General features: G+C 55.9%; 17 protein-coding genes. 12 read left to right on the forward strand and 5 right to left on the reverse strand.

Translation table 11 applies throughout. The features are described from left to right. The first annotated feature begins 278 nt into the window (after nucleotides 1-278). On the forward strand, nucleotides 279-704 hold the full coding sequence (locus M9924_11350) for a potassium channel family protein (protein MCO5064993.1): 426 nt from the start codon (nucleotides 279-281) through the stop codon (nucleotides 702-704). Beyond that, nucleotides 701-1,612, forward strand: coding sequence for a polysaccharide lyase (locus tag M9924_11355; protein MCO5064994.1), 912 nt, complete (start codon nucleotides 701-703; stop codon nucleotides 1,610-1,612). The genes M9924_11350 and M9924_11355 overlap by 4 nt, the downstream gene beginning before the upstream one ends. A 22-nt stretch (nucleotides 1,613-1,634) precedes the next feature. On the opposite strand, the gene M9924_11360 is transcribed toward M9924_11355, so the two are convergent. Next, nucleotides 1,635-3,560: an ATP-binding protein gene (locus M9924_11360; protein MCO5064995.1), complete on the reverse strand. Its 1,926-nt coding sequence runs from the start codon at nucleotides 3,558-3,560 to the stop codon at nucleotides 1,635-1,637. 609 nt (nucleotides 3,561-4,169) lie between these two features. Here M9924_11360 and M9924_11365 point away from each other — a divergent pair. The 6 genes from M9924_11365 (at nucleotide 4,170) to M9924_11390 (ending at nucleotide 10,111) form a co-directional block, all read left to right on the forward strand. Further along, a complete protein-coding gene (locus M9924_11365; GenBank protein ID MCO5064996.1) occupies nucleotides 4,170-4,784 on the forward strand; it encodes a hypothetical protein in 615 nt (204 codons plus the stop codon). Continuing rightward, entirely contained in the window at nucleotides 4,781-6,211 is a 1,431-nt protein-coding gene (locus M9924_11370; GenBank protein ID MCO5064997.1) for a site-specific DNA-methyltransferase, read from the forward strand. The genes M9924_11365 and M9924_11370 overlap by 4 nt, the downstream gene beginning before the upstream one ends. Before the next feature lie 7 nt (nucleotides 6,212-6,218). Next, a complete protein-coding gene (locus M9924_11375) occupies nucleotides 6,219-6,623 on the forward strand; it encodes a DUF5681 domain-containing protein (GenBank protein MCO5064998.1) in 405 nt (134 codons plus the stop codon). Nucleotide 6,624: 1 nt separating this feature from the next. After that, nucleotides 6,625-8,031, forward strand: a complete 1,407-nt coding sequence (gene terL / locus M9924_11380; protein MCO5064999.1) for a phage terminase large subunit — start codon at nucleotides 6,625-6,627, stop codon at nucleotides 8,029-8,031. A gap of 358 nt (nucleotides 8,032-8,389) precedes the next feature. Beyond that, nucleotides 8,390-9,163: an MBL fold metallo-hydrolase gene (locus M9924_11385; GenBank protein MCO5065000.1), complete on the forward strand. Its 774-nt coding sequence runs from the start codon at nucleotides 8,390-8,392 to the stop codon at nucleotides 9,161-9,163. 63 nt (nucleotides 9,164-9,226) lie between these two features. Beyond that, entirely contained in the window at nucleotides 9,227-10,111 is an 885-nt protein-coding gene (locus M9924_11390) for a hypothetical protein (GenBank protein ID MCO5065001.1), read from the forward strand. A 49-nt stretch (nucleotides 10,112-10,160) separates the two neighbouring features. Here M9924_11390 and M9924_11395 read toward each other — a convergent pair whose 3' ends face one another. The 3 genes from M9924_11395 to M9924_11405 form a co-directional block, all read right to left on the reverse strand. Continuing rightward, nucleotides 10,161-11,471, reverse strand: coding sequence for an amidohydrolase family protein (locus M9924_11395; GenBank protein ID MCO5065002.1), 1,311 nt, complete (start codon nucleotides 11,469-11,471; stop codon nucleotides 10,161-10,163). A gap of 387 nt (nucleotides 11,472-11,858) precedes the next feature. Continuing rightward, nucleotides 11,859-12,872, reverse strand: a complete 1,014-nt coding sequence (locus M9924_11400) for a hypothetical protein (GenBank protein ID MCO5065003.1) — start codon at nucleotides 12,870-12,872, stop codon at nucleotides 11,859-11,861. Then, nucleotides 12,869-13,696 (reverse strand): MBL fold metallo-hydrolase, encoded by an 828-nt coding sequence (locus M9924_11405; protein MCO5065004.1) that lies wholly within the window; start codon nucleotides 13,694-13,696, stop codon nucleotides 12,869-12,871. The genes M9924_11400 and M9924_11405 overlap by 4 nt, the downstream gene beginning before the upstream one ends. A gap of 295 nt (nucleotides 13,697-13,991) precedes the next feature. Here M9924_11405 and M9924_11410 point away from each other — a divergent pair, with 295 nt between their 5' ends. The 4 genes from M9924_11410 to M9924_11425 all read left to right on the forward strand — a co-directional run bounded on the left by M9924_11410 (nucleotide 13,992) and on the right by M9924_11425 (nucleotide 18,932). After that, nucleotides 13,992-14,876 (forward strand): 3-keto-5-aminohexanoate cleavage protein, encoded by an 885-nt coding sequence (locus M9924_11410; GenBank protein ID MCO5065005.1) that lies wholly within the window; start codon nucleotides 13,992-13,994, stop codon nucleotides 14,874-14,876. Nucleotides 14,877-14,915: 39 nt separating this feature from the next. Further along, complete coding sequence (locus M9924_11415) at nucleotides 14,916-16,775, forward strand: TRAP transporter large permease subunit (protein MCO5065006.1); 1,860 nt, start codon at nucleotides 14,916-14,918, stop codon at nucleotides 16,773-16,775. A 95-nt stretch (nucleotides 16,776-16,870) separates the two neighbouring features. Further along, a complete protein-coding gene (locus M9924_11420; GenBank protein ID MCO5065007.1) occupies nucleotides 16,871-17,833 on the forward strand; it encodes a TRAP transporter substrate-binding protein in 963 nt (320 codons plus the stop codon). A 34-nt stretch (nucleotides 17,834-17,867) separates the two neighbouring features. Then, entirely contained in the window at nucleotides 17,868-18,932 is a 1,065-nt protein-coding gene (locus M9924_11425) for a cyclase family protein (protein ID MCO5065008.1), read from the forward strand. A 54-nt stretch (nucleotides 18,933-18,986) separates the two neighbouring features. Here the strand turns inward: M9924_11425 and M9924_11430 are convergent, their stop codons facing one another. Continuing rightward, nucleotides 18,987-19,772: an IclR family transcriptional regulator gene (locus tag M9924_11430; GenBank protein ID MCO5065009.1), complete on the reverse strand. Its 786-nt coding sequence runs from the start codon at nucleotides 19,770-19,772 to the stop codon at nucleotides 18,987-18,989. Between the last annotated feature and the right edge of the window lie 326 nt (nucleotides 19,773-20,098).

Consider the following 20,098-nt stretch of genomic DNA (forward strand, 5'->3'; position numbering starts at 1 on the left):
TGCTGTGGTCGCGGTCTGAAGGATGGGTCTGGTGTGTCATTCGCCTCATCTCTCACCATTTCGGACAGGCGCAGACCCATCGAGGCAAGTCCGGCATCGGCGCCCATTTTGGGCGGCACTATTGTCCCGGCATCAGCTCGTGTTTCCCAATTGCATCTTATTTTGAGGGTCTTCTTCTTGCTATTGATCCGAGGGACAATGGCCGGTTGCCAGACTATCGGCCTACTCTCCAATGTGGCTCAAGACTTGAAGTTCAAACATCCCGGGGGAGTGGGTCCATGCTGTACCAGTTGATATTGGCAGGCGGCCTCATCGCCGGCACGGTCGTCGTTCAGGCCGTGTTTATGTCGATCGGTCTGGGCACGTTGAGATCCATGGAACAGAATGGGCACGCGTTGCTGAAGCGACGACCGAACCTCGTTGTCGTGCTATGGATCCTGTTCCTGCTGGTACCTATCACCATCGACGTATTCTTGTGGGCAAGCGCATATAAGATTCGGGGCGCACTGCCGAATTTTGACGATGCACTGTACTTTTCCACGGTCACCTTTACGACTGTGGGATATGGCGACATCGTGCTGGACCGGGAATCCCGGATATTGGCGACATTTGAGGCGGTCAATGGCTGGATTATTTTCGGCTGGACAACGGCAATGGTATTGATCGTGATCCAGCGCCTGCAACTGCCGGGCCTGCCGAGATGATATCTTCATGCAGGCAAGCTCAGGCAGCGCTTAGCGCAAATGAAGCACCTGGGCTCGCGAAGCTGAGGGATGATTTCGAAGGAACTGATTTTTCGCCTGATGGCGGGCTATACTATCGCTTGAACGCAGAACAGCGTGCTGGCAGCGTCGAGTTCCAGGGAAGCGACGTGTTCTCGGGGAAGCGGGCGCTGAAGCTCAGCGTCGACTCACGCAAACTGGAAAACGGCGTCGAATGCGAGCGCGCCGAGATTTGGGAGCGCACGGACCTTCGTGTTCCTTACAATCAGGGGGTCTGGTATGGGTTCGCGTTCAAACTCGCCGATCCGATACCGACCGATGACCATCGATACCTGATTGCGCAGTGGAAGCGTGAAATACTTCCAGGAGCCTCGGGTGATTTCAGTCCGTTCCTTGCTTTGCGCCTTCGACACGGCAAGCTTCATATGACAGTTGAAACGAACTTTCGCCCCCCGCTGGACGGCTGCCCCGTTGATGGCAAGGGAAAATTCGAGGGCGTGCCAGTCTTTATGCGGCCCGAGAAGAACCAAATGCGTGCGCTGGTCGCGACTGATCCAGGCTGGACGCCTCAGGAAGGCAAACTCTACACGCATTTCACCGATAGAATTGCGGTTGCAAACCACGGCAATTCCTTGCCTCCGCCCGACACCGGCTGGATTGATCTCGTGGTCTATTCAAAGCCCGGCCCGGGAGGAGATGGCAGGATCGAAATCTATGCGAACTCGCGACCTGTAGCTACGGTCACCGGCATGATCGGTCACGGCGACCCCGGCTTGGGAAGCAATCAGTACTTCAAATTCGGCCCCTATCGCTCCAGGCATACTGGCAAATGGAGCATCTACTACGATGAGTTTCGTCGCTCACCGGATCGCGCCGACGTACTCGCCTGACCAAGAGGTGCACTGCGGTATTTCAAGATGGTGCGTAGGGTAGACGGACCGTAAGCCTCGCACCGCCTCGCAGCTGGTTTTGTGCCTGGAGAGTGCCACCGTGTGCCTCGACGATTGTGCGCGCGATGGCCAGTCCCATGCCCATGCCTTCGGCTTTGGTTGTGAAGAACGGGTCGAATATCTGCTTCAGCAGATGGTCGGGGATACCTGGGCCACGATCTGAGACAGACAACTCCGCGAACCCTTCGTCACGCGAAGTTCGGATAGTAATATTCCGACCTTCGACCGAAATATGCCCCATCGCGTCAATGCTGTTCACGATGAGGTTCAAAATGACCTGCTGGAGCTGGACGCGGTCGCCCCGTATCGGCAGCGGCTCGGAAGAAATCGAGCTGCGAAGTTCAACCTGTCTGCCGCGAGCAAACGTTAGTGCCAGCTCGATTGTCTCTTTCACGACGTCGTTGAGATCCATGCCTGTCAATTCAAAAGGCGCCTTTTTCAGGAGGCTGCGCATCCTCCTGATGACCTCTGTGGCGCGTTCATCATTGCGCTGAATTGCATCTACGATTTCTGAGAGTTCCGCCATGTCGGGACGCGGTCGCTTGAGGATGATCTGGGCAGCTTCTGCGTTCGCCAGTATTGCGCCTAGCGGCTGGTTGATTTCGTGAGCGATCAATGAGCTCAGTTCGCCGGCGGTTGACAGTCGGTTGACGTGAGCGAGTTCCGCCAATCTCTCCCGGGACTGTACCTCGGCCAATTGGCGTCTATGACGCTCGTGCAAGAGCACCGCAATCAGTCCTGCCTGCAGCAACAAGGCTATCGCGATGGAGATGATCTGCCAGGAGTAGCGCTCCCACGCAGTCGGCTCCCGAAACTTTATCTCACTCCCGGAGGGCAGCAGGCTTTCTCTGATATTCCAGCGCTGAAGCTGTCGCCAATCATATATGGGTGCGGCAAAGCTTATCGGGGCGTCGTGGATATCGCTTGCTTTCTCTCCGCCCAGGATTCGGATGGCAGCTGCCGCGATCTTTGCACCGCCGTCACTCGGCAATAACATTGGGCCACCGACAAAGCCTCCATCGAAAAACGCGCCTTCCTGCGTAAAGATCGGAGCATTGGCGATTTCGGCGATTCGTTTCCATGGCTCCTTGTCTCCATAGACAGCACCGGCGCCGTCGACCATCAGCTGCTGAAAAAAGATCGCGCTGTCGGGTGGCAGATTCGCGAGTTCGTGCAGCACTTCCTCAAAGGGGAGATCGTTGTAGAGGCGCAATTCGACACGATCTCCGAGTAGCGGTTTCAGCTCTCGTTGCACGTCCTTGATCCAAAGCTGTTCGCCCGGCGAATTGCCGATAATCATCGCGATCGTCTTCGTGTCTGGCAATAAATGCAGGATGTTCTCGAACGCAGCAACGTGATCGACATGTGTCGCGACCACCGTGTCTTGCCCGGACAACATTGATTTCTGGACCCGGCGCACTTCAACCGCGGCGAGAAGCATCGGCGTGTTGGGAAAGAGGTCCGCGCGATATTGCTGGACGAAGCGAGCAGCGGGCGCTCCGATGGCGACGATCAAGTCCGGTTCGCGTTGCGTGTAAAGTGCCGTGAGATATTCGACAAATTTTGCATTGACGGCATCCTGGCCGTCTAAGGCCGTAACGAGAGATTGCTCGCGAATATCCAACGGCCAAGGTGATTGCCGGTTCATTTCTTCGCGGGCAACCCTGCTCCAGGTGGCCCATGGTTGGAAGTTCGGACCAAGCGAATAGAGGAAGAGGATTTGTTTGGGTTGATTCGTCGTCGGGCCGGGCTGGGGTTGAGCGGCGAGTCCGCCGGCCCAGATCGACAACATGATCACGGCTATGAACAAGCCGGCCGGCCGCACAATCCTGAGCATTTCCGAAGCAGCCCCATGTGCTTTTGTTTTTTCGAGTGTGTCAGGAAGCATGGCTTATGCCAAGCCGGGCGCAACGTGCGTCCATTCAAGGAAGAGCGCGCCGGAGCCTTACGGCGCGCGAAACAATGCGTAAATGGTCGCATGTCGGGAAGGTGGCCCCTCGTCGGGCCTTACTGTTCAGCTAAGGATTCAATGGTTCGAATGGTGGTGTTTGCAGTCCAGAGCGAACTAGTCTCGGTTACCAATTCCCTGCAAACCGGCAGAAAGCAGGGAAATTCGGCCAATTCGCTGTGTTTCGGCCCAGATACACGACAAATACATTAAACATAACAGGTATTTGCGAGAAAATTCCCTAGCAGCCATTGCAGGGAATTTTATCGAGCTAGCAGGGAACGAAACGAGCCTAGCAGCGAAACTCAATGGGCATTTAGGGAACTGAGGTTAAGTAGGGTTCGTGCGCCCGAGCCGCCCTCGTCAAGCAGCTATTTTGTAATTGCAACGATGACGATCCGCTCCGCTCGCCTTGTCATCTACCCAACTTTAGCAAGCGGCGATAGCCAGCTCTTCGGCTCGATGCGCTTCCAATGAGAAAGTGTTCTATCCACAACCAAGGATTTAGTGCGGTTGACTAGGTGTATTAAATGTGTTCCACCACCCCGAATGAGCATCGAGAAGCCCAAACCCCGCGGACGACCAATTGGCACTTCTCCCACGCGTGCAGAGGATGATCGCATTCTGGCCCGTGTTGCATTGCATCTCACCATGGGACTGGGTGAGGACTTTACCAATTCCGCGCGTCGGATAATTGGCGATCGGCGGGACCATGATGCTGTCGTGAAGCGCCTGCAGCGGAAATGGAAATCTCGTCGAGAGGAGTTCCTAGAAAAAGCACGCAAGGTGCAGTTGGATATGCATTGGAAGAACGACCTGAAGGCGCTCCGGCAAAATCAACCCGAACTCTTCAGCATTGTCGAAACCTTTGCGCGCTCGGCAAAGGGCCAGGAGATCTTGCGTGGCGAAGGTGTCCATTCGGACAATTATATGGCGCTGGGCATGATGCGGCTCTGGGAATTGATTCAGGGCGCAAGTGCCTTGGGCACAAACCAGGCAGATCGTTTTTTCGCCAAAGCGTATGCGGACTGGGCATCAACTGGTCTGGACCCGGATGAAGATTTCCTGAAGCGCATTGCAGAGCTTGCGCTGGAAAAGGCACGCGAAACCTCCGATCGCAAGGCTCAGCAACAAATGGCGAGTCAAGAGGAGATCGGCAAATGAAATCTCCGAAGATTGTCCACCGCTATACTGACGAGCTGAAGCCATTTGCGCGGAATGCGCGTACGCATTCAAAGAAACAAATCAAGCAGATTGCTGACAGCATTCGCCGCTTCGGGTTTACAAACCCTGTCATCATCGATGAGGCAGGCGTGATCATGGCAGGCCACGGACGTGTCGAAGCAGCGAAGCTCCTAGGGATGACGGAAATCCCGTGCGTTCTGATCGGCAAAATGTCTGAAAGCGAAAAGCGAGCCTACATCCTGGCTGACAACAAACTCGCGCTAAACGCGGGATGGGACGATGAGATTTTGGCGATTGAGCTCCAATTTCTTGTCAGCCAGGCGCCAGAAATAGATGTGACGATCACAGGGTTCGAAATCGCGGAGATCGACAGCCTCATCGATGTCGGTGTGAATCCAGCTGACGCTGACCCAGCTGATGATAATATCCCCGAACCTTCCAGCGCCAATCCCGTGACTGAAACTGGCGACGTTTGGCAACTCGGACCTCACCGTCTGCTGTGCAGGGACGCGCGCGATGTCAACGCCTATAAGCAACTGCTATGGGTCGACGGTTCCTTGCCAGAACTTGCGCAGATGGTTTTCACTGACCCGCCTTTCAACGTCCGCATCGATGGCCATGCAGGGGGATCAGGCCGTATTCATCACCGCGAATTCGCAATGGCCTCAGGAGAAATGTCGCGTGCGCAATTTGCGCGCTTCCTTTCGGACGTTTTTGAGCAGTTGAAAGCGCATTCGATCGATGGATCGATCCACTATATCTGCATGGACTGGCGCCATATGGCCGAGATGCAAGAGGCTGGTGAGAACACCTTTGCTGAGCTCAAGAATCTTATCGTCTGGGTTAAAGATGCTGGCGGAATGGGAACTTTCTATCGTTCCCGACATGAGTTGATCTATGTCTGGAAGAATGGTTCCGCTGAGCATATCAACACCTTTGAACTTGGGCAGAAGGGCCGTTACCGAACCAACGTTTGGCAATATCGCGGTGTGAATTCAGGAGGTGCAGCCGCGAGAGAAGCGCTGCTGATGCATCCAACGACAAAACCCGTCGCCATGGTTTGCGACGCCATGCTGGACTGTTCCCAGCGCGGCGGCATTGTTCTCGACCCATTCTGCGGGTCCGGAACGACACTGATCGCTGCACAACGGATAGGGCGTCGTGCACGCACGATGGAACTTGATCCGCATTACTGCGATGTCGCGGTCAAGCGATGGCAGAACTATGCGAAGGATGATGCGATCCTGGCCCGCACTGGCGAAACCTTCTCGGAAGTTCTGAAGCGAAAGTCGGACGGGCCGGCAGCCGGCAACAATGCGACGATTGCAGCCTCCTCACCTGCGGAGACCACAACTACCTCCGACAAAATGGAGTCCAGCCCGTGGTCCCGATATCCGTCGCCATGAGATAGTCATGAACCGACATCGCAAGTCCTCAGATCCAGCCCCGGGTTATGAAATCGGCTACGGCAAGCCGCCCGAGGCGACGCGGTTCAAGCCAGGTAAGTCAGGAAATCCGAAGGGAAAGAAAAAAGGTACGAAATCGATTGCCGGTCTTGTCGAACAAGTCCTGGACGAACCGATAGCGATCCGCGAGGGCGACAGTGTCAAAACCTTCAGCAAACGTGAGGCACTTGTGCGCCTGTTGTTTGCGAGGGCGATGAAAGGTGATCAGAAGGCTGCAACAACATTCTTCTCTTTGCTTAAAGCGACATCCGAACTCCTGCCGGCAATGTCAATCGAATCCGCGCCCGCCGATGACATCAGTGCTGAGGATCAGTTGATCATGGATAGGTACCTCAGGTCCGAAGAGGAATGAGATGTACCATTATCCACCTCACAGGCGCCTGGACGCGCTTTTTCGCAATAACCTTGCCGCCTTTGCAGAAAAGGCGTTCGTCGAGTTCAATCAGACTAATTTCAGCTACAACTGGCATATCGCAGCAATCTGCCACTTACTGGAGCAAGTTGAAGCGGGCAAAATCAAACGACTGCTCGTCACGCTTCCTCCTCGGAGCCTGAAGTCCCATCTGGCTTCGGTCTGTTTTCCGGCATGGCTATTGGGCCGCGATCCGAGCAGGAAAATTATCTGTGCAAGCTATGGCGATTCCCTTGCGACAGATTTTTCTAACGGTACCCGGCTTCTGATGAAGACCGCCTGGTATCGACGCCTGTTTCCTGATCTCAAGCTCGACCCACGCAAAGACACCCAGACCGAACTTCGCACGACGCTGGGAGGTTTTCGCCTGGCAACGACTGTTGGCGGCCCTTTGACGGGACGAGGCGGTGACTACCTCGTCATCGATGACCCAATGAAACAAGTCGATGCCGAGTCTGAAATCGCGAGGGAAAAGGTCATCAAATGGTTCAACGAAACGCTCCTGTCCCGCCTGAACAGCAAGAGCGAAGGCGCCATCATTGTGATCATGCAAAGACTGCATGTCGAGGATCTTGCTGGCCACCTTCTGGAAAAGGGAGGTTGGCATGTCCTCAATCTGCCAGCTATTGCTCAGCAGAATGAGGCAATCCCTCTGAGCCTCACCAGGTTTCATCATCGCAAGGCCGGAGACGCTCTGCATCCAGAACGCGAGTCGCTCGAAATCCTTGCGGGTCTAAGCGCGCAGATGGGTGAAATCCCATTTGCGGGCCAATACCTTCAAATGCCGATCGCTCATGGCGGCAATCTGGTCAAGATCGACTGGTTCCGGATCTACCATGTGGCACCACCCGCAACGTATCCAGCTACAATTGTTCAAAGCTGGGATACCGCGTCGAAGTCGGGAGAGCTAAACGACTATTCGGTTTGCATAACAGCGCTTGTGATCAAAGATTTCGTCTACATTCTGGACGTGTTCCGACGTCGTCTGGACTATCCTGATTTGAAGAAGGCGGTGATCTCATTAAAGGCCCGTTGGAGGGCCAATGCCGTTCTCATTGAGGACAAGGGTAGTGGACAAAGTCTGATACAGGATCTGAAGCGCGAGTTCATCTCGGTGAAAGCAATTGAGCCCGCCGGCGACAAGATCGTTCGCATGTCCGCCGTATCGGCACGCATCGAAAACGGGGAGGTTTACCTCCCAGCGGCGGCAGATTGGCTGGAGCTATTCAAAGCCGAAATCATGGCCTTTCCACGTGGAAAACACGATGATCAGGTCGACGCGCTATCACAACTACTCAGCTACAAAAAGCGCCATTCCCTCTACACGTTAGAAACAATAGGCGAATAAGCAACGGAATATCGCGCAACAAGTCGGCGGTTGCAGCACACGTCCGAGTTGTAGGCGGTGATGCGCGAGCGGCGTCATGCTCAGCCAGTTCATCGCAGTGACAGACCCTTGCGTTAAGTCTTTGTCAGGGTTCCTTGAAATCCCATTATTAAACAGTCGCGGCGCCGTGAACGGGCTGATGCTGGCCGAGGAAGAATGTGAAGCCGTCCGGTGCAGCGATGAACAAGGGCGTCTTTTAAGAAATAGGAAGTCCACGCATTATCGCCGAGCTCGAGACATTTCCTATTTGTCCCTATTGACGGGATGGTGTCCCTAAATTATTTGTTTACCGAGGCCGCATTGGGAATGAGTCGAATAAATGAGTTCGGAAGCCACCTCCTGCCCATCAACGGGAAGTTTGCCGCGGAAAATCACAGACAGCATTCTCTGGACGGGCAGGTGCCTCTTATTTGAATACAAAGGTGGCCCAATTCATTCGCATCTGTCTGCATTCGTCGTGCTCGGCAGCGAAAAGACAATGCTCATCGACACAGGTCTTGTCGCAGAGTTTCCGAATCTCCTAAAGGACGTCGAAACGTTTCTTGACGGGCGTCCCCTGGACTACCTGTTCCCGACACACTGCGAGTTGCCGCATTGTGGCGCCATCGAACATTGGATCGATCGATATCCCGATTGCGAGGTTGTGGGCAATGTGAGGGATTTCGACCTTTACTACCCAAGAATCGCAAATCGCTTGAACGTGAAGAAAGCAGGCGATTCCATAGATTTAGGTAACCGTCGGATCGTTTTTGTCCCTGCAGTTTGGCAGGATCTTCCGAGCCTGTGGGCTTTCGACACCAAAGACCGTGTCTTGTTCGTGTCCGATGGTTTCGCATTCCTGCACAAACACGAAGATGGGCAATGCGACCTCTTCACCGGGGAGCATCCGGCTCCAGATGTGGAGTCGATCAAATTCTTCAACCAGTTGGCTCTGCAGTGGACACGGTATTTCGATGCAGAGCTGACTTTTAACGATATTGACCAGATGTTGGGTCAACTGCAGCCTCGGATGATAGCTCCCGCACATGGCGGCGTCATAAACATGCCAGAGGAACTGCTGCCTCTCATCAAGGAAGGCATGAGGATCGCCTAAGCGATCGGGCGTCCGGCTATTCACTGTTCGAAGAATTGTACAGGCACAAACATGCAACCGAGCGTGACTGAAGAACTTGTGAGAGAAGTCGTCCCCGACAGACTGTTTGTACTCGGAGGAAGCATATCCGCTGAGCGACCTTTCAGCCTGTTCCCACGGGGCTTCGCAGGCTTCATCCCCATCAATTGCTATGTGCTGATTTCTCAGGATGAGCTTATGCTCATCGATACAGGCATTACTTTGCATTTCGAAAGGATACTTCAGGCCGTCAACGCCCTGAAGGCGAAGTATGCAATCGGCAGGGTCAAGATCATTCTCACGCGCCGAGAGCCCGATGTGCTGATCAATATGGGCCCTTTGGTGGACGCCCTCTCAGCAGAACAGGTTTATTGCGGTGGCGTTCTCGACCCGTTTGAGTTTTTCGATCTGTTCGAAAATACAGTAGCGCAGGCCGTTGCAAGCGGTGTTAGCAAGCGGCCGCTGATTTGGATGGCTGCTGGCCATACGGCTGCAGTGGGCGAATTGAAACTGGAAGTCCTGAGGATCAGCCTGCGTGTGCTGACTACATTCTGGCTCTATGAGCGTTCGACGCGGACATTGTTCAGCAGCGATACTTTCGCGTTCCTTACCCAGCCGGAGCCCGGGCCTGCGAAGGCGTACACCAATGGCTCCAGCATTACGGTCGATCTGGCGAAAACCTATCTGGACGAGAAGTTCAACTGGCTGCAAGCGACGGATACTGAGCCGCTTGTGCGTGATCTTGACGCGATTGCCCAGACGTATGAGATCGAAAGGCTATGTCCTAGCCTCGGGAGCTGGATCGAGGGGCGTGAGGCGGTTGACGCGGCGTTCGCCGCAGTGCGCGAGGCTTTGCGACTGGAAGCAAAGGAGCCGTATCGAAGCCGGCTTCAAGGCCTCAATCTTGCTGCGTTGTGTGCGCAAAACTAGAGCTTTGCCGGATGTTTCCGGCAAATTTTTTACCTGATCATGACAGGCGCTAGTATCCATTTCCGATGACATCGGGCGGATATCCAGCCGCCTGCGCCACCCAGTCGCGCGATCTGGTGACCATATGTTCCAGTTGCTTCAGATCGACGCCGGGAAGTTCATCACCCCACTTGACGACCTGACCGGCAATCAGCACGAGCTTGATATTGCGCGCAGTGCAGCCAGCGACAACGGTGCCGACGGCATTGTTCAGCGGCATAGTGTTGATTGCGTCGGCCTCAAGCATGATGAGATCGGCTTCCTTTCCGGGTGTCAGGGTGCCGATCTTGTCTTCCAGTCCGAGGGCTTTCGCGCCTTGAACTGTAGCAAACTCCAGTACGTCGCGTGCTGTCAGCAAGACGGGAGGGTTCTGCGCGCCGGTCAGCCTGAGTTCGTTTGCGGCAGAACGCTGGAGGCTGAGCGTTACGCGCATGAGGCTGAAAAAGTCGTTTGGCAAGACGGATTCGACATCGATACTGAGGCTCGGGCGGATGCCGACATCAAGCGACTTCTGGATCGGTGGAATCCCGGATGCAACGCCGATCTGGGAAATCGAGATAGTGGCCAAGGAAATGCTGACGCCATTGTCGGCCATCATACGCCATCCGAGGTCCGTGACTTGCGGCGTGCAATGAATAAGCGTCACGTCGGGCCCCAGGAGGCCCGCACGGCCGACCTCTTCGAGAACCTCTCCATCCTTCGGTCGGAAGACATGCCCCGAGATGCGAAGATCAAGTTCTCTGGCAAGTTTCCAGGCGTTGGTCTGGTCGATATTGGCAGCCATATACATGGTTACGAGATCGGGGGAGGAGAAGTAAGTCGACCTTATCCGCCTTGCGTCTTCGGGAAAAAAAGAGAGGCCTACGTTTGCCCGGGAATAGGCATACCCGTAGACGGCGCGCAGTCCTGAGTTCATCAGGCCTTCGACTGCCGCGTCGGAGTGTTCGGGTGTGTTCGAGACGTGCGACCAATCGAGCATGGTCGTGATGCCTGCATCGATTGCTCCATAGCAGGTCAGCCGATTTGCAATGAACACGTCCTGCGGTCGGATTGATTGAAGAATCTTGTTTACGGTCTGCCCATAGGTTTCCATCGTCGAATTTGGCGCGAACCAGCGAAATGCGGCTTGCCAACTGTGCCTGTGCGTGTCGATGAAACCGGGCATGACAATCATCCCGGACCCATCTATGACTTCCGCGTCGGGAGCGTGAACATTCGGTTTCACTTCAGCAATCTTGGAGCCGACAACAAGAATGTCGGCCTGTTCGAAATCGCCGAGTGCCCGATCCATAGTCAGCACGCAGGCATTCTTGATTATCAACGAACTATCAGCCTTGCGATTGGCGAGCCGGGCCGGAAGGGGTGCGGCGAGGCGTGGACTTCGCGGCGTGAAGATGCCAGGAGATGCGTCGGTTGCTTGCAGCCTGGCGGGTGGGGAAGCGTTGCGGCATGCGATGCAGGCGCACGAATATTTTTCAGGAATGCGCATTGTGCCTCCGGGACCTGTCGCTTGCACGCAGGGCGACCACGCCCTTTCTATTTCCAGTTCGTGCGTACTGCGCCAGCGTTGAGCCTGCTGTCGGATCCATTGCTGGGCGAGATTGTGAAAGTGCCTCTGCGGTACAAGAACACCTGCGATCGTGCTTGGCCGACACGCAATAGCTGTCCGGGATTCGATGCGCCCGCGCTGGAGATATCCGAGGCATCTCTAGCTATTGTCGTATGCGATCGAACCGCGCCTGTCATCCGGAACGGCCAAGTCCGGTGGAAACTCGAAATCCTTGAGCGCGCTCTCCCACTTCCGCTTCGACATCCCGCGCATCGCATCGAGCGTTGATTTCACAAACCGCTCGACAAGATCGGAGCCTTCAATAACAGCGCCTGAGCTTGGGCAGATGCGTTTGATTTCTCGCGCTTCAAATACCTCCTGTAGATCCTGCCGGAGCGGTGTTGTATCAATCGCCACCATCCAGTCGAATTTTCTGGCCAAATAGTTTTCAACAGCGGTGGTTGAGAGCCAGCTATCGTTTGCGGCCAAATCGGCTCGAAACGGAGCCGTTTCCCGGCTTGATGTGACGAACGCCCACGAGTCCGACGAAAACAGTGTTTTCGATGTGTGTTCGTAGATCCAGTTCGTGGCAAGAACCTTCAACGATGTGCGCAGGAATTCCAGCTTCCGCTCGCCAAGGGTTATGATACTCCCTGGACGAAGCACTTCGAATTGCGGTTTGGCAATCGATCGCATCAGCGCGTATGTGCTCGCCTCATCCATGCTGTCGAAATAATCGAGAGGGTTGAGTTCGCCACCTGCGAATACTCCGCTGATTTTGAAGCTGTTGGCGATTGCCGGGAGGTTGGTGAGAACGTCCGGCTCGCGCCTTGTCAGCATTATCCGCCCGCGCTTGCGTGTGCCAACAAGGCGGGAAAGTGCGTCCATGATCGTCTGCCGGTGAACTGCTACACCGGTGTCGATCAGGACATACTCATCGTCATCGACGATTAGGTAAGCTTGGATGGGCAGATGGCCCCCAAAATCGGCCGGCATCCAACTGACCGCATTCGACGCGACGCTGCCACCCAGTGCGTAAAATCCCTTTTCAATCTCAACGCCTGCTGCAGTTGCCCCAACTTCTCCTTGTGCGAGAGGTTCGAACCTGACGACCTGTCGCGCAGCAGTCGATGTGTCTGCGACTTGACTGTATTGCAGCTTGGTGGTCGTCATGCCTTGATCATTCCCGGGCTCTTCAGGATCTGGAATCCTTGAGCATATCCTTGCGTCATGGCGGATTTTACTCTCGGAATCATGTCCTCCTTGGTATCGATCAGATTGGCGTGCGCCGGCGCGATGTAGGTCGGCTTGAGCGTGGTCACCAGCATGTCGAGGTCTGCGAAGGTTCGTTCAACGTCGGTGTACTTCGTCCACTGCAGCGCACGCTCGTTGTAAAACTGGATCATCTTCTCATCGGCAGGCGGCATCTCGCTGGAGTACATGTCACTTTGGCCCTGCTCGTGGTAGTGCAGATAGGAGAAGCCGTCAGAGACGAACAGAATTCGCTCGACAGGCTCGAACGCCCAGAGCGTGTTAGTCAAATCCTTCCAGATTGCTGGCAGGAAAGTTAGTTGCCGGTCCCCCAACTCGACAGTTTCGCCTGCTCTGACGATTCTGATCCGGTCTGCGTGTTCGGGAAAATACAACCGATAGTCCGCAATATCGCCGATGGCGAGAGCATCGGGATATTTGTGCATCCACTGTGGCAGCAAGCCTGCATGCGGATATTCCCCGTGGGTGAGAAATACGTAGTCGAGGGGTCGGCCGTTAAGAAAGGATTCAACGCTTTCCTCCAGCTCTGGCCAGTGCATTGCATGGCCGGTATCGATCAGGATAGATTTTTCGGATCCGACCACGAGGTAGACCGAAAAATGCCCATTCACCATCTCCTGTCCATATTGGACTTCAAGAATGCCGCCGGTCCAAAGAAAGTTGGGAGTAATGATTCGCGGCAGATTTCCTGTTGAATAAGAATGTTTTCTTAGAGATTCGGGCATTGTGAGCTTCCGGGGACTGTCAAGTTGGCCGCCGCTTTTCTGGTCACTGATGCGTCCCTTATCCCTTGTCCGGCACGCGACGCAGATTAGCCCTATAGCAATGGGACATCGTCCCGTCAAATGGGTTGACTGATCGTTTTCCGCGGTAGCTTACGCATTCTCGATCAGGCGCTGTTGTGCTGTACGGGGCAATCTCGCTTTTGCGCACTTCTTCTACCTGTCCCTATTGACGGGACCATGTCCTATTTGATAGCTGTCCCGTACTGAGATCAGAAATGCATTCAACGGGACGGTTATGGAAAAGCTCATCATCACAGTGACCTGCGACAGCGACTCGGCTTTTCCCGGAAATCCGTACAACCCGACGCCCAAGGGTGTGGATGCGGTGGTTGCCGAATACCTGCGCGGTATCGATGCCGGTGCGGCGATCAGCCATATTCACGGACCGCGCAAGCTTGACGACGCGCCCCAGCCGGACGGCGCGCGGCTGTCTTCGCTGGAGATCCCCGGCTGGGGCAAGATGCGGGAAGCGATCATGAGCCAGCGCGACACGATCATGCAGTACGGCATTGCCAGCGGCAGGTTTGCGCAGCGCAAGGAGCTCATTCGGACCTACAAGCCGGATATGCTTTCAGTGGCATTCGTCGCCCATGACGAATGCTTCGACTATGATCCCAGCCGCGTTCCCAAGGAGATCTACGGCATTCACTCTCGCACCGAGCTTGAGGAATACTGCACGCTCTGCTCTGAGCTGGGCATCAAGATCGAGGTCGAGGCCTTCCACACAGGGGGCTTCTGGAATGCGCAGCGCATGATCGACAAGGGCCTGCTTGCAGACCCGGTCTGGATCACCTGCTTCTTCGGCTGGAAGGGTGGCGCATGGACGCCTCCTACGCCGGATGCGGTCCTGTATATGCAGCGCCATCTGCCGGAGGGCGCCAACTGGAACGCCAGTGTGATGGACCCCAAGGAGCATTGGAAAGTGCTCAGCGCCGCGATTGCCGCCGGCGGCCACGTCCGCGTCGGAATGGAGGACAATCCCTTCGTGCGTGACGGCGAATATGCACGCACCAACGCCGAACTCGTCGAAAAGATCGTCCGCATCGCACGCGAAATCGGCAGGGATATCGCAACGCCTCAAGAAGCCAGGGAAATCATCAAGCTCCCGAAAAGCCCGTGACAGCCCAACGCGACAAAGCCTGATGCGAGGGAGGAGCGCATGCATAGCACACGGGACGAAAATCTGAGTTTAGAAAAAGCGTCCCCCTACGCGATGCTCTCCGATTACGTATCGCAAGGGGCCAAGCATTTTGGCGCATGCCTTACGATTGTCGCGATGCTCATGCTGCTTTGGGGCGTGATTGCGCGGTACTTCCTCAATGCTCCTTTGGTCTGGTCCGATTCGTTTGCGTCGCTGCTGCTTCTCTGGATTGTGATGGCGGGATCGGTCACGGCCATCCACGAAAATTCACACATGAAGCTGAGCCTGATCTCTCGCAAGCCGGGTACGAATTCCTTCTTCCATATCAGCGACGCCGCGCCCTTTCTCGGCCTTTACGCACTCCTGATGCTGATCAAGCCATCTTATGAACATATGCACGAGAGCTTGGACATGCTCGACCCGACCACGGGCATGAGCGCATCGTGGCGCGTCGCCCCGATTCTGATCGGCATTGTGCTGATGGCGTTCATGGCCATTTCACGCATCCTCGAGGAGCCCCGCAACTGGTCCCAGAAGGCGGTCGCAGCGCTGGTCGCTCTTGGCATCCTGCTTGGATGCTATCTGATTGGCGAAGCGGTTCCCGGCAACGGACGGCTTATCGCATATTTCCTGATCCTGCTGCCCGTTAGCGTTATCATTGGCGTTGAACTGGTATTTGCGTTTCTTCTGGGAGCTGGCGGCTATGTTCTTCTCGGGACTTATATTCCGGGCAGTGTGATCATGGGGCAATTCGAAGGCGGGATAAGCCATATCATCCTGCTCTCCGTGCCCATGTTCCTTATTCTCGGCTATCTCGCGGAAACGACAGGTGTGGCGCGCGCGCTGATCAACTTCCTGCTGGCTTTGGTCGGCCGCATGCGCGGCGGCCTCTCGATCGCGATGCTGGGAGGAATGTACCTGGTTTCCGGCATTTCCGGGGCGAAGGCTGCGGACATCGCGGCAATCGCGCCGGTTCTCGTTCCCGAGATGAAGCGGCAGGAGGTTCCGGAAGGCGAAATTCTTTCCGTATTGGCCTCTTCGGCGGCAATGAGCGAGACCATTCCGCCAAGCCTTGTGCTGATCATTCTGGGCGCAACAGTTGGCCTTTCCATTGGCGATCTGTTTGCGGCGGGTCTTCTGCCTGCGCTGTTTTTGGCAATCCTGCTTGGCGTAGTCGTCTATTTCCGTTCGCCACCGCAGGCCGCTGGCGAACAAGGGCTGGCGCGCGACCCTCTCTGGAAGGCCTTCATCATCGCTGTGCCAGCATTGTCATTGCCGGTGATTATCAGGACCGCGGTGATCGAGGGTGTTGCCACCGCCACGGAGGTTGCGACAATCGGAATTGTCTATGCCGTCATCTTGGGAATGTTCGTCTACAGGTCTTTCAGCTGGTCAAGCTTCTACCGGGTTTGCCAAACAACAGCGGTACTCACCGGCATCATCATGTCCATCTTCGGCGCCGCGAAGGCGATGGCATGGACGCTGACGCAATCCGGGCTTGCCCATGACGCCATGGACCAGGTCGGTGCCATGCCCGGCGGCGCCGCGGGCTTCATGCTGCTCTCCATCATTGTGTTCTTCATTCTCGGCAGCGTACTGGAAGGTATTCCGGTCATCGCACTTCTCGGACCATTCATGTTTCCCTTGGCAGGCGCCCTCGGAATTCACGAAATCCAATATGCGATGGTCATTATCGTCGCCATGGGAATGGGTCTCTTCGCCCCTCCGTTCGGCATTGGATACTACACAGCATGCGCTATCGGGAACCTCAGTCCGGACTCCGGCCTGAAGACGGTCTGGATATACATCGCTGTGCTGTTCGTCGGGACGATAATCCTGGCAACTGTGCCCTGGTTCTCGCTCGCAATGCTCGGATGAGGAAAGCGTTCAACTGTATTCAACGAATAGCAAAAACGTAGGAGGAACTTATGACAACTTTATCAAGACGTACCGTCCTGGGAGGCGGGTTGGGATTGGGCGCGTTCGCCATTCTTCCCAGCAAGGCGCGTGCAGCGGAATTCGAATACAAGCTGGGGAGCGACAATCCGCCCACTGTCGATTCCATCATTCGGTTGAATGAAGCCGTCGACAAAATTTTCGACGAGACAGGCGGCAGGGTTCGTATCAGGATTTTCCCATCCTCGCAGTTGGGTAATACCAGCGAACAGATTTCCCAGATGCGCTCGGGTGCGCTTGAATTCTATCACACGACCTACGGCATTCTCGCTGCGGTGGTGCCGCGCGGCTCCATGTGCACGCTGGGCTTCCTGTTCGATGACCTGAATGCTGCCTTTGCCGCCATGGATGGCGAGCTGGGCGACTTCCTGAACGCGGAAGTGGAGAAGACCGGCAACATCCTCGTTGTGTCCAAGGCTTCGGATTCGGGTTTCCGCAACACCAATTCAGGCAGCCGCCCCGTCAATGGGCCTGCTGATCTGAAGGGCTTCAAGTTGCGCACTCCACCTAACCCGGTACTGACGTCGTTGTTCACGTCGCTGGGGGCTGCACCCACCGTCATTCCGTTCGGTGAACTTTATACTGCGCTTCAGACCGGCCTGGTGGATGGCGCGGAAAACCCGGTTTCGCTGATGGTCCAGCTCAAGCTGTGGGAAGTGCAAAAGAATGTGACGCTCGACGGGCATACCTGGGATTCCTGGGCGACCTTTGCGAACCGCGCTGCATGGGAACGCCTGCCCGAGGACCTTCAGGAGATTGTTCGCAAGAACCTCGATGAAGCGCAGCTCAAACAGCGTGTCGATAGCGAAGCGGACCAGAAGCGGAGCGTTGGCGTTCTCGAAGAGAACGGCATCAACATCATCAGGCCGGAACCGGGCGTATTCCAGAAGGCTCTGGCCGCGACCAGTTTCTACGCCGACTGGAAACAGCAATACGGTGACGAGGCCTGGGCGGTTCTGGAACGCACAACCAACATCTGAGAATGCCCGGAACCTGCATTGGGAGTGAGCGAGAATGAAGCGGTGGACTGTACGCCCTGAAGGATCGAACTGGGGAGACTTTGGCCCCGACGATGAAGTGGGACGCTTGAACCTTCTCACTCCGGTGCGCGTGGCGCAGGCCGCTTCGGAAATCCGCGAAGGGTTGAACTTCTGCCTGAGCCTTCCTCTCGATTACCCCGGCGGACAAACACTTAATCCGCGGAGGTCGCCTCCGCGGATGGGTGCCGTCGAGCGAGGGGGGATGCCCGCGATCAATTACCCCATGAGGCGCGACGATCCGCTTGCGACGGACGTGCTGTCCGACGACAATGTTCACATTACGCTGCAATATTCGACGCAGTGGGATGGCCTGTCGCACTACGGGCAGACGTTCGACGTTCACGGCAACGGGCGGACAGTTGACGTCTATTACAACGGCTTTCGCGCCGTCGAGGACGTCGTCGGTCCGATGGTGTACGGCGATGGAGAACCCGTCGCAAGCCAGGAGCCGCAGGGCGCGCGCCGTTTGGGTATCGAGAAAATGGCGGAAACCTGCGTCCAGGGGCGGGGCGTCATGATCGATCTCTTCGCCCATTGCGGTCCTAACCGCGAACATGTGGGCTACGATCGGCTTATGCGAATTCTGGAAGCCGACAAGATCGAGATTGAGATCGGGGACATGATCTGTCTCAGAACCGGCTTCTCGAAGTTGCTGATGGAGATGAACCGCAAGCCCGATCCCAATCGCCTATTTGCGGAATCCTCTGCGCTCGACGGCACCGATCCCAAGCTCTTGAACTGGATTACGGACACGGGAATCGTAGCCCTCGCCTCCGATAATTTCGCGGTTGAAGGGATGCCGGACAATATCCGGCATGGCAAACCAAGAGAGCGCGAGGACGCAAAGCCAAGCCCTACGTTGCCCTTGCACGCGCATTGCCTCTTCAAGCTTGGCGTTTATCTCGGCGAGCTTTGGTATCTCGATCCGCTTGCCGATTGGCTGCGGAACAATGGTCGTAGCAGGTTTTTCCTGACGGCTCCGCCGCTGCGCCTTCCGGGGGCGGTTGGTTCCCCTGTAACCCCGGTAGCGACAGTTTGAGAATGGATGAACGGCTCGAACCCCGCGAGTTCGAGTGCGCGGGGAGCAGCCGGCCTAGATATGCTTGACGCCGACGGCCGTCAGGGCAGCCGAAAGGTCCATGGCGAATTTGTGGACCGATTCGCCCACTTGCTTCAGGCGATCGGTGGGCGCGCGCGATAGCGGGATAGAAACAGTCAAGGCTCCCATAACCGTGTCACCTGATTTGATGGCTGTAGCGACACCGGTCACGCCTATGATGCGCTCCTCGACGCTGACGGCATATCCGCGTTCCCGGGTCAGCTTCAGGTCGGCGGCGAGCGCGGGAATTGTGGTGAGTGTGTTTGCGGTGTAGCGTGTCAGGTCGAGCGTCTTGAGGTCGAAGTCTGGGATAGCCGCGAGTATCGCCTTACCGACTGCACCTGCGTTGAGCGGGATACGTGCACCGAGCGGCTGGATATGCCGGACGAGATGAGTGCTTTCGACGCGGTTGATATAGGTGCAGAAAGTGTCGCCGTCCGTATAGGTCGCCAGATAACAGGTTTCGTTTATGGTCTTCACGAGATCGGTCATGCATGAACGGGCGATCTGAAGTACGGGCACGACTCCGAAGACACGTGCCGAGAGTTGCAACAGGCGCGATCCCACCACGTAACTGCCGCTTTCATTTTGCTCGGTGTAACCGTTCTTGGCGAGATATTGCAGAATGCGATGGGTTGAGCTTCGGCTGCTCCCGGTCTGCTCCGCTATTGCGCGCACGCTCAGGCCTTCGGGTTGCTCAGCCAGCGCGAAGAGGGTGTCGACGACAAGATTCACCAATCCTCCGCCTTCCTTGCGCGTCTCCGATTGCTCTTTGTCCATGTTCGCTATCTTGCCCTGTATTCGATGGTTGCTGCATCCTGTTTGGCGCGACCGGCTATTCACCGATGGGACCGCTTTCCAGCCGCTCGAATTCCTTTGCTGGTACAAATATTTCCCCGCAAGCGCCAGTCCCTCCTCTGACAATCAGGGAGTTCAGAACAGGTATCGTGCATGGACGGTGTTGCCAAACGCCGCTGGTTTTGACCCGCCGGCCTTTGCCGGGCATTCGCATGGCTTCTTCAAGAACAGCCTTTCAAAACAACCGAACTAAGCGGGACAGCGTCCCGAATTTTCTTGCCTTCCGGTTGCTGCTCACGTAGGTTGAC

The organism is Rhizobiaceae bacterium (genome assembly GCA_023953835.1).
Lineage (GTDB): Bacteria > Pseudomonadota > Alphaproteobacteria > Rhizobiales > Rhizobiaceae > Mesorhizobium_G.